Genomic DNA, 9070 nt, shown 5'->3' on the forward strand with positions numbered 1-9070 from the left:
GGACAAAAAAGCGCACTATTGTCAACTGCGCGTTGCCTATGCTTCAGCTTATTTGCTTGATATTAAACAAAATATTCTCGCCTAACGGCAGAAAATTTGGCGGAGGAGGTGGGATTCGAACCCACGGTGGGCGTGAACCCACGCCGGTTTTCAAGACCGGTGCATTCGACCACTCTGCCACTCCTCCAGCCCGCTTTGGTTAATCAAGTTGCAGCGATTCTAGAAGAGCCTGTTTTGGGAAGTTCGAGCGAAGTTTTCAGCGCCCGTTCGTCTTGATGTCTCTAGGGAACACCCGCAACCGGCGGGGGTAAAACGTGATCGGCGCGAGGCCACGCGGGCAAGTACGGACAGTCAAGGACAGCAAAACTGCCGCCTGACAGCCTTCTTGCAACGCGATCCTCCTAACGGCCGCGGTCACTCAGTCGACGGCAAACCCGCGCCGGAACCGGGCCACGAAACGCTCCCGCGCTTCCGGTAGCGGCTTGTGAAGAAGTTCTGAGGCCAGTTTCTCGCGCAGGAAATATCCCGTTACGTCAAAGCCTTGGGAAATCTCCGCATCCGGCATGTCCCCGCGCCCCAACAGGCATTGCGGCAAGGGCAAGAGCCGATCCACCCAGTCGCCCGCGCCCAACCGCGACACCGCCCGTCCCGTCCGGGGCGAGACGAATTCCAGCCCCTCGCGCGCACCCGTCACGGCACAGGTCGACAGGTCGAGACCGAACCCCAACTCTTCCAGCAGCGCCAGTTCCCAGCGCAGATAGGCCAGCGGCCACAGGTCGTCCTGCCCCAGCAGATCAAGCAACTGTTCGCTGCGCCGATAGAGCGTGCCATGCGCCTCGCGTTCGGGCAGCGAGAAGTGCAACAACGCCACCACCGCGTTGAGCCCTGCCAGCGCCAGCCGCGAGCCCATCCCGGCGGCCGCGCGCGAGCGCACCGGCTCGACCGTGAAACTGCCGATATGATCCTCCAGCCGCGCCCGCCATGTCACGTCGAGCTGCGCACCCGGCTGCAGGATCGGCGCAATCTTTCGGCTGGTGCCACCACGCACCACGCCCGCGTGGCGGCCACGGGATTCGGTGAACATCTCTATGATGGCGCTGGTCTCGCCATGCCGCCGCACGTTCAGCAATATGCCCTGGTCCCGCCATTCCATGCAGGCCAATCTACCGCCCGGGCGAGGCGGCGAAAATCACTTTTTCACCACGCCCTCGGCCACCCACTGATCGAATATCGCCAGTGCCGCGTCGCTGAATGCCGCATCGTTGATATGCGTCTTGAGCCGGTGCAGAGCCACGTTCGCGGGGCAGGCCGTGCCGATCTGGTCACAGAACGCCGCAAGCCCTGCGGCATCATGCAGGTCGGCACCTTCGCGGTCCCATTCGTTGCCGCCCTCAAGCGGCAAAAGGAACGCCACCGGTCCCTTCGCGTCCGCCAGTTTCCCACAGATCGCCCGCGCCACCTCGCGCCGCTCATCCGCATCCAGCACCGCCGAGGTCAAAAGACGGTTATGCGCATGGGTTTCACGGTCCTTCAAGCGCTCGGGCGGGTCTTGCCAGCCCACGAAATCGACCAGATCGTAACAGCCCGGCGCGACAAGCTGCGGAATGCCCTGCGCGCCCGCATTGGTCATCCGGTCCGGCCCCGCCGAAATCCCCGAACCGAAAAGATGATTCACCACCTCTTGCGGCGCGAAATCGAACACGCAGGCAAAGGCGCCCTCGGCGGCCAACCCCTCGAAGGCGCGCCCGCCCATGCCGGTGGCATGGAACACCGCAACCTCGAAACCGCGCTCCTCAAGCGCCGGTTTCAGGCGCACCATGTAGCGCAGCACCGTCTTGCCAAAGGAGGTCATCCCAATGAGCGGCTTGTCGCGCCGCGGCGGCTCGACCGCCCGCGCCGCCCCCAGAACGGCGCCCGCCGCCTGGGAAAGCGAGGATTTGCAGACCGAGTTCAGCCCATAAAGCCCCCCCGCCCAAAGGATCATCTGGATGTCCGGGGCCAGCCTTTCGGGCGGCAGCATCGGCGAAAAGGACACGGTGGAAACCACGTATTTCGGCACGCCCAGCGGCAGCGCCGAACAGAGATCGAGCGCAAGGTCGGTTCCCATCGTTCCGCCCAGCACGATCACGCCGTCGATTTCACCCGCGCGGTAAAGCCGCAAGGCCAGCGCCGCCGCCCCCTCGGCCATGATCTGCATCGCGTGGTTCTCGTCGCCCGACCCGATCGCAGCGTCGATGCTCGATCCGCCCGCCTGGGCCACATCATGCTTGGAATGGTCCGTGGGCGCGTTCGGATCGCCGAGCACGCTCACATCCATCGTGCGCACCTTGCCACCCTGCCCGCGAATGCAATCGCAAAGGTAATTCAACTCGTCGTCCTTGGTGTCATAGGTGCCCACCACCAGGATCGTCTTGTCCTCACTCATGTCTCATCCTCCCATCCTGTCCAGCCAGCGCCACGCGCTGCGCAGTGCCGTGGCCACCGCCCGTTCCGACCGCTCCGCCGCCCCCGGCTCGCCCAACCGATCGGCGATCCAACCGGGATAGGTCAGCGCGCGCAGCAGCAGTAAGAGGTCGAGATCGGCCGCCCTAACCTGCCGCCGCGCGGCATATCCCTCGCAAAGCGCCGCGCGCAGCTCGGCGTAATCCGGCGCATCCTCGAAGCGCAGAAGAAAGGTCGCCAGTTCGAAATCGCGAAACCCGAACCCGCCATCGTCAAAATCGATCAGGTAGATCCGCCCCTCATCCCTCAGCATGTTCTCGCTGATCAGGTCGGCATGGATCAGCCCGTAATCGGCCTCGCCCTCGAAACGCGACAGCACGTCATCTGCCGCCGCCCGCACACGGCTCAGCAGTGCGCGTTCCGACGCATCCAGATGCGGATGCTCCCAGAACCGCCCCCAAAGCGGGGCCTCGCCCAGAAGACCCGCGCGGTCCCATGAAGGCCGGGTGAACCCCTCGGGCTGCACCCATGCGTCCGAAACGTCATGCATCCGCGCCATCGCGGCGCCCAGCGCATGGCAGAACCCGGGCCGGTCCGCGACGCCCTGCAACTCCCCGGCACGGCCCAGCGCGGCACCCGGCACCCATGTCAGAACATCGACCTGGTGCCCCGCCACGCTGGCCATGAACCGCCCGTCGCGCGTGGCCAGCGGCGCGGGCACATCAAGACCCCCCTCGGCCAGCACCGCCATCCATTCCAGTTCCGAGGTCAGTTCCGCATCGCTGCGGTAGCCGGGCCGGTGCAGTCGCAGCGCGTAATCGCCCCCGGGCGTCGAGGCACGAAACACCACGTTCTCGCGGCGCGCCGCGAGCTCGACCTCGGCCCCCTCCAGCCCCCACTGCCGGGCCGCGTCCTGTGCGATCTCAAGCAAGCGGCACCTCGCCCAACGCTTCGTCCACGGCCTCAAGCATCCGGTCGGCATCTTCGCGCGAGAACACCATCGGCGGGCGCATCTTCAGCACGTTGTAATGCACCCCGAGGAAATTCATCAGGACCCCCTTGTGACGCAACGCATTGGCCACCCTTTTCGTGAAGTCGGTCGCCGGGGTCTTGGCCTCGCGGTCGAGCACCAGTTCGGCCCCGAAGAAAAGTCCCGACCCGCGCACATCCCCGATACACGCATGCCGCGTGGCCAGACCGCGCAGCCCCGCGCGGGCATATTCGCCAACAATGCATGCGTTCTCCTGCAAGCCCTCCTCGCGGATCACGTCCAGCGTCGCCTGCGCCGCCGCCATGCTCACCGGGTTGCCGCCAAAGGTGTTGAAATAACGGAACGTGTCGCGAAACGCCTCCATCACCTCGCGGCGCGTCACCACGCCGGCCACCGGGTGGCCATTGCCCATCGGCTTGCCCATGGTCACGATATCAGGCAGGAACCCCGCCTTCTCGTGCCCCCAGAAATGCGTGCCAAGACGGCCGAACCCGGGCTGCACCTCGTCGGCGATGATCACGCCACCCGCGCGCCGCACCGCCTCGATGGCCGGGCTCAGCCATCCCCCGGGCAGGTCGGGAAAGCCTTCATTGGCAAAGAACGGACAGATGACCAGCGCCGAGACCCCGTGCCCCTTGTCCTCCAGCCGCTTGACCGCCGCCGCGACATGGCCCGCCCAATCGGCTCCCGACATCGGCCGGTAACTGTCGGGTGCCGGCACGAACTCGACCGTGTCCCACCGGTTCGGCGGCGGGTTGGTGCGACTGAGCTGGCTCACTGCATCGGTGTTGCCGTGATAGGTATGATCGGTCGCGATCACCCCCGCCTTACCGGTCACCGCCCGCGCCATGCGAAGCGCGATGTCGTTGGCCTCCGACCCGGTGCAGGTGACCATCATCGACTTCAGCGGCGCGGCGAATGTGCCGGTCAGGTCCTCGGCATAATCCACGATCCCCTCGTGCAGGTAGCGCGTATGGGTGTTGAGCGTCCCGGCCTGCCGACAGATCGCCTCGACCACCTTGGGATGGCAATGGCCCACATGCGGCACGTTATTGTAGCAATCGAGATACTCGCGCCCATCCGCATCCCAAAGCTTCGTCCCCAACCCGCGCACGAGATGCACGGGCTCGTCGTAGAATGTCGTCAGACGCGGGCCCAACAGGCGCTCGCGGCGATCGAGTAGGGTTTCGGTCATGATGGGCTCCGTGGATGCAACAAGGGCAGTGCCCGTCCCGCGGCGGGTTTTCGCCACTGGCACGGTGATGGTTGCGAAACAGTGTGCCGCACGTGAAAAAGAGGCATGCACCCGCCCGGGTGGGCGCAGAATGCGCCCGCCTTGGGGGCGGGCGGGCGCATGCCGGGACGCTGCGCGCCCCGGCGGAGGCGAAAGATTTCGGTCAAAGCTGTATCCATGCGGTCTTGAGATCGAGATACTTGTCTATCGCATGAAGCGACTTGTCATGGCCATTGCCCGATTGCTTGACGCCCCCTAGCGGCACGGTGTTGTCCGACCCGCCATAGGTGTTCACATGCACGATCCCCGCGCGGATATCCCGCACCATGCGATGTGCCCGGCCCAGGTTCCCGGTCCAGACCCCGGCCGCCAACCCGTAATCGGTCGCGTTGGCCAACATGATCGCCTCCTCGTCGCTCTCAAACGCGGTCACCGCCAGAACCGGGCCGAATATCTCTTCCTGGAACACCCGGTTGTCGGGGCGCACCCCGGTCAGAACCGTGGGCTCCATGTAATAGCCACCCGTGCTTTCAAGGATGCGCCCGCCGCCCAGCGCGACGTCTGCCCCCTGCGCGGTGGCATCGGCCACGAAGCCAAGGTTGCCCTCCAACTGGCCGAGCGAGTTGATCGCCCCGACCTGGCTTTGCAGGTCCAGCGGATCGCCCACCTTGAGCGCCCCGGCATGGCGCGACAGTGCCGCGACGAATTCGTCATGGATCGAGCGTTCCACCAACAGGCGCGACCCGGCCACGCAGACCTGTCCCGAATTGCGGAAGATTGCCATCGCCGACACCTGCGCCGCCTTCTCAAGATCCGGCGCATCGGCAAAGACGACATTGGGGCTCTTGCCACCCAGTTCGAGGTAAACCCGCTTGAGGTTCGAGCGCGCGGAATATTCCAGCAACCGCCGTCCCGTCACCCCCGACCCGGTGAACACCAGCACATCCACATCCATCGACAGCGCCAGCGCCTCACCGGCCACGCTGCCCTGCCCCGTCACCACGTTCAGAACGCCATCCGGCAGGCCCGCCTCCATGCAGTATTCCGCGAGTTTCAGAAGCGAGAGCGAGGCCGTCTCCGCCGGTTTCAGCACCACCGAATTGCCCGTCGCCAACGCCGGGGCAAGCTTCCACGCCCCGATCATCAGCGGGAAGTTCCACGGCACGATCGCGCCGATCACGCCAACCGGCTCGCGATGGACAAGCCCCAGCACGTTATCGGGTGTCGGCGCCACCTCGCCATAGATCTTGTCCACGGCCTCGGCGTAGTAACGGAACGTGCCCGCCGCCGACCCGGCCTCGGCCTTCAGTGCCATGTTGAACTCGGTGCCGTTGTCGCGCACGCCCAGCACGGTCAATTCCAGCGCCCGTTCCTCGATGATATCGGCAATCCGGTGGAGCACCCGCTTGCGCTCCGCCGGCGCCGCCCGCGACCATCGCCCGTCGTCGAATGCCCGCCGCGCGGCCGCGACGGCGCGGTCCACGTCCTGTGCGTTCGCCCGCTCTAGCGTGGTGAACGCGGCCCCGTCGATCGGGGAACATACTTCGAGCGTTTCTCCCGAACCTTCTTGCCACGCTCCGTCGACAAGTAATCCCTGCGGCGGAACATCTGCATTCCGAAGCGCGTCGATCTTTTCCTGGCTGACCATTTGGCCTCCTTCAGTTTGCGGCGTTCGATCAGTACATAGCGAATGTGCAGCGCGAGAACGCCTAGGATCATCACGAACAGGATCATCGTGATGGGCCGGTCGATGAAATCGAGCGGCGCCTTCACCCGCGCCATGCCCGCGCGCAGCTTGACTTCCATGATCCCGCCCAGGACCATGCCCAGCACGATCGGCACCGCCGGAAGCGACAGCCGCTTGAGCACGAATCCGAACACCCCGAAACAGGCCGCGATCAGGCAATCGGTGAACGAGTTGCGCAAGGAATAGACACCGACGAAGGACAGGGTGAGGATGCCAACCCCGAGGAACCGGTTGGGAATCTTCACCACCTTGACCAGATGCCCGGTCGCCGAAAGCAGGAAGATCAGCACCAGCACGTTGAGCACCAGCAGCGCCAGGTAAAGCGCCACCACGAACGGCATGTCATTCTGGAACAATTGCGGCCCCGGCACCACGTTATGCACGTAGAAAACCGACAACATCATCGCGGTCAGCGCCTCCCCCGGGATGCCCAGCGCCAGAAGCGGCACCATTGCTGCAGCCGGCACCGCGTTATTCGATGTCTCCGACGCGATCAGCCCCTCGCTCGACCCGTGGCCGAAATCCTCGGGGCGCTTGCTGCTGCGTTGCGCGGATGTATAGCTCATGAACTGCGCGGTGAACTCGCCCACGCCGGGGATCATCCCCATCACCACCCCGAACGCGCCCGACACCCCGGCCACCCGCGGATGGCGGCTCAGCTCGCGCAGCCCCTGGAACAGACCCCCGCGCAGCGGCGTGAGACGCACCTTCTCGTCATCGCCCTGCAAGAGATAGAAGGCCTGGGAAAGCGCGAACAGGCCCAGCACCACCACGATCAGGTCCACCCCGGACGAAAGCCAGCTTTGATCGAAAGTATAGCGCTTCGAATACTTGACCGGCTCCAAGCCCACGGTGTTGAGGAAGATCCCGAAAAACGCCAGTGCCCCGGCGATCAGCGTCTGACCGCGATGCGCGATCACCACGAGGATGAGACCTAGAAGCGCGGCAAGGAAAATCTCGCGGCTGCCGAACATCGGCGCGATGCGGGCCAGCACCGGCGCGAAAAGGATCAGGCAGACCACCGAGAACACGCCGCCGAAGAACGAGGCCGAATAGGCCAGCGAAAGCGCCCGCCGCGCCTCGCCCCGCGCGGTCATCGGGAACCCGTCATAGGTGGTCAGCGCATTCACGGCCGTGCCCGGCGTGTTGATCAGGATCGCCGGGATCGCGCCGCCATACATGGAACTGCCATAGATGCCCAGGAGCACGGTCAACCCCACGATCGGGTCCATGCTGAAGGTCGCGGGCAACAGGATGGCAATCGCCACCGCCGGCCCCACCCCCGGGATCGCCCCGATCAGGACGCCGCCCACCGATCCGACCAGAAGCGCAAGGATCACGTCCCAGCGGGCCAGGATCTCGACGGCTGATGACAAAAGCTCCATGCCCGCCTCAGAAATTCAGGATCAGGAACGAGCGCAGCGCGCCGGGCAGATACTCGTAGAGCGCCCCGCCCGGGATGCGCACCTGCAGGAAGGTCTTGAACACCACCACCACGCTCACCGCGAATCCGGCCGAAATCCACAGCATCTTCGGGCTGCGATACCCCACCCGCCAGGCCAGCAGAAGCACGAAGACCAGCGTTGCGGGCAGGTACCCCAGCACCGGCACGACCAGCACGTAAACAAGAAACCACAGCACCCATTCAAGGGCGAAGAACCAGATCCGCCACTCAACCAGATCGGACCGGCGCAACCGTTTGCGCGGCAACGCGCGCAAATGCAGCAGCCCGAACAGCGCCATGCCGCCCACTGCCACCGCCGGCCAGAATCGCGGCTGCGCGAAAAACTGCGTGCCCTTGGCCCATCGCGTCTCGCTGCCCAACTGGCTGAGCAGCAGGAGCGACGCGACCACGAAAACGATCGCGAACAGACTCTGCCCCCGGACCGGCCCCTTGAACCGGCGTTCTTCCTCGGTCATTGCCCTGCCTCCCGGCTCGCGCTGGCGAAACGGCCGGGCGGATCAGCCGCCCGGCCGCATCCGATCATTCAAGGATGCTTTCGATCCGTCCGACCGTTTCGATATCCTGCGCGATCCGCTCTGCGCTCTCGTCCGGCCCCTGCCAATAGATCAGCGCACCGGTTTCCTTGGCCACCGCCTGCGCCCGGTCGCTCATCGCGGTCTTCTGGGCGACGGCGATGATCTTGTCGCGCACGTCCTGCGGCGTGTCCTTGTGGACGAACAGCCCGTTCCAGAGCGCGATGTCGAGCGTTTCATCGACCTCGCCCGCGGTCGGCGCATCGGGCACCAGCGGGATGCGCTCGTCGGTGATCGATACCAGAACCTTGACGTCATCGAGGCACGGCAGGATCAGTTGCAGCGTGGTGTTGACAACATCCGCGTCGCCCGACGCCAGCGTGTTGCAATCCAGCGCGTCGAACGCCGCGTCGCTGCCCCATTCGAAATCCATGTTCGCGGCCAGTGCCTTGGTCACCTGCGTCGGCGTGAGGACATCGCCGAAATGGCCCAGCGCCACGTCATTCTCGGCCGCATGGGCGGCCAGTTCCTCCATCGTGGAATAGGGCGCATCGGCCGACGTAGCGATCACGAAGGGATATGTCAGGAAAATGCCCAGCGGATCGAACTTCTCGGGCGTCAGGTCGTCGATCCCGATCTGGTGGCCGACCACCGGCACCCCGATCACGAAGCTGCCGAT

The 9070-nt window shown here is 65.1% G+C and carries 8 protein-coding genes and 1 tRNA gene; all 9 read right to left on the bottom strand.

Annotated elements, in window-relative coordinates; all coding sequences use genetic code 11:
* Positions 1 to 97: 97 nt before the first annotated feature.
* Positions 98 to 187, bottom strand: a tRNA-Ser gene (locus tag ACESL9_RS15560).
* Between the two features lie 231 nt (positions 188 to 418).
* Positions 419 to 1153: a DNA repair protein RecO gene (gene recO / locus ACESL9_RS15565; RefSeq protein ID WP_372611578.1), complete on the bottom strand. Its 735-nt coding sequence runs from the start codon at positions 1151 to 1153 to the stop codon at positions 419 to 421.
* A 36-nt stretch (positions 1154 to 1189) separates the two neighbouring features.
* Positions 1190 to 2425, bottom strand: coding sequence for a Tm-1-like ATP-binding domain-containing protein (locus ACESL9_RS15570; RefSeq protein WP_372611576.1), 1236 nt, complete (start codon positions 2423 to 2425; stop codon positions 1190 to 1192).
* Between the two features lie 3 nt (positions 2426 to 2428).
* A complete protein-coding gene (locus ACESL9_RS15575; protein ID WP_372675130.1) occupies positions 2429 to 3373 on the bottom strand; it encodes a phosphotransferase enzyme family protein in 945 nt (314 codons plus the stop codon).
* Positions 3366 to 4628: an aspartate aminotransferase family protein gene (locus ACESL9_RS15580; RefSeq protein WP_372611572.1), complete on the bottom strand. Its 1263-nt coding sequence runs from the start codon at positions 4626 to 4628 to the stop codon at positions 3366 to 3368. The genes ACESL9_RS15575 and ACESL9_RS15580 overlap by 8 nt, the downstream gene beginning before the upstream one ends.
* 202 nt (positions 4629 to 4830) lie before the next feature.
* Complete coding sequence (locus ACESL9_RS15585; protein WP_372611638.1) at positions 4831 to 6198, bottom strand: aldehyde dehydrogenase family protein; 1368 nt, start codon at positions 6196 to 6198, stop codon at positions 4831 to 4833.
* Positions 6171 to 7799 (bottom strand): tripartite tricarboxylate transporter permease, encoded by a 1629-nt coding sequence (locus tag ACESL9_RS15590; RefSeq protein ID WP_372675131.1) that lies wholly within the window; start codon positions 7797 to 7799, stop codon positions 6171 to 6173. The genes ACESL9_RS15585 and ACESL9_RS15590 overlap by 28 nt, the downstream gene beginning before the upstream one ends.
* Before the next feature lie 7 nt (positions 7800 to 7806).
* Positions 7807 to 8334 carry a tripartite tricarboxylate transporter TctB family protein gene (locus ACESL9_RS15595; protein WP_372611568.1) on the bottom strand — a complete coding sequence of 176 codons (528 nt, stop codon included), beginning with the start codon at positions 8332 to 8334 and terminating at the stop codon, positions 7807 to 7809.
* A 64-nt stretch (positions 8335 to 8398) separates the two neighbouring features.
* A partial coding sequence (locus ACESL9_RS15600; protein WP_372675132.1) for a tripartite tricarboxylate transporter substrate-binding protein occupies positions 8399 to 9070 on the bottom strand: 672 nt, incomplete at its 5' end.

Source organism: Aquicoccus sp. (assembly GCF_041686535.1).
Lineage (GTDB): Bacteria > Pseudomonadota > Alphaproteobacteria > Rhodobacterales > Rhodobacteraceae > Aquicoccus.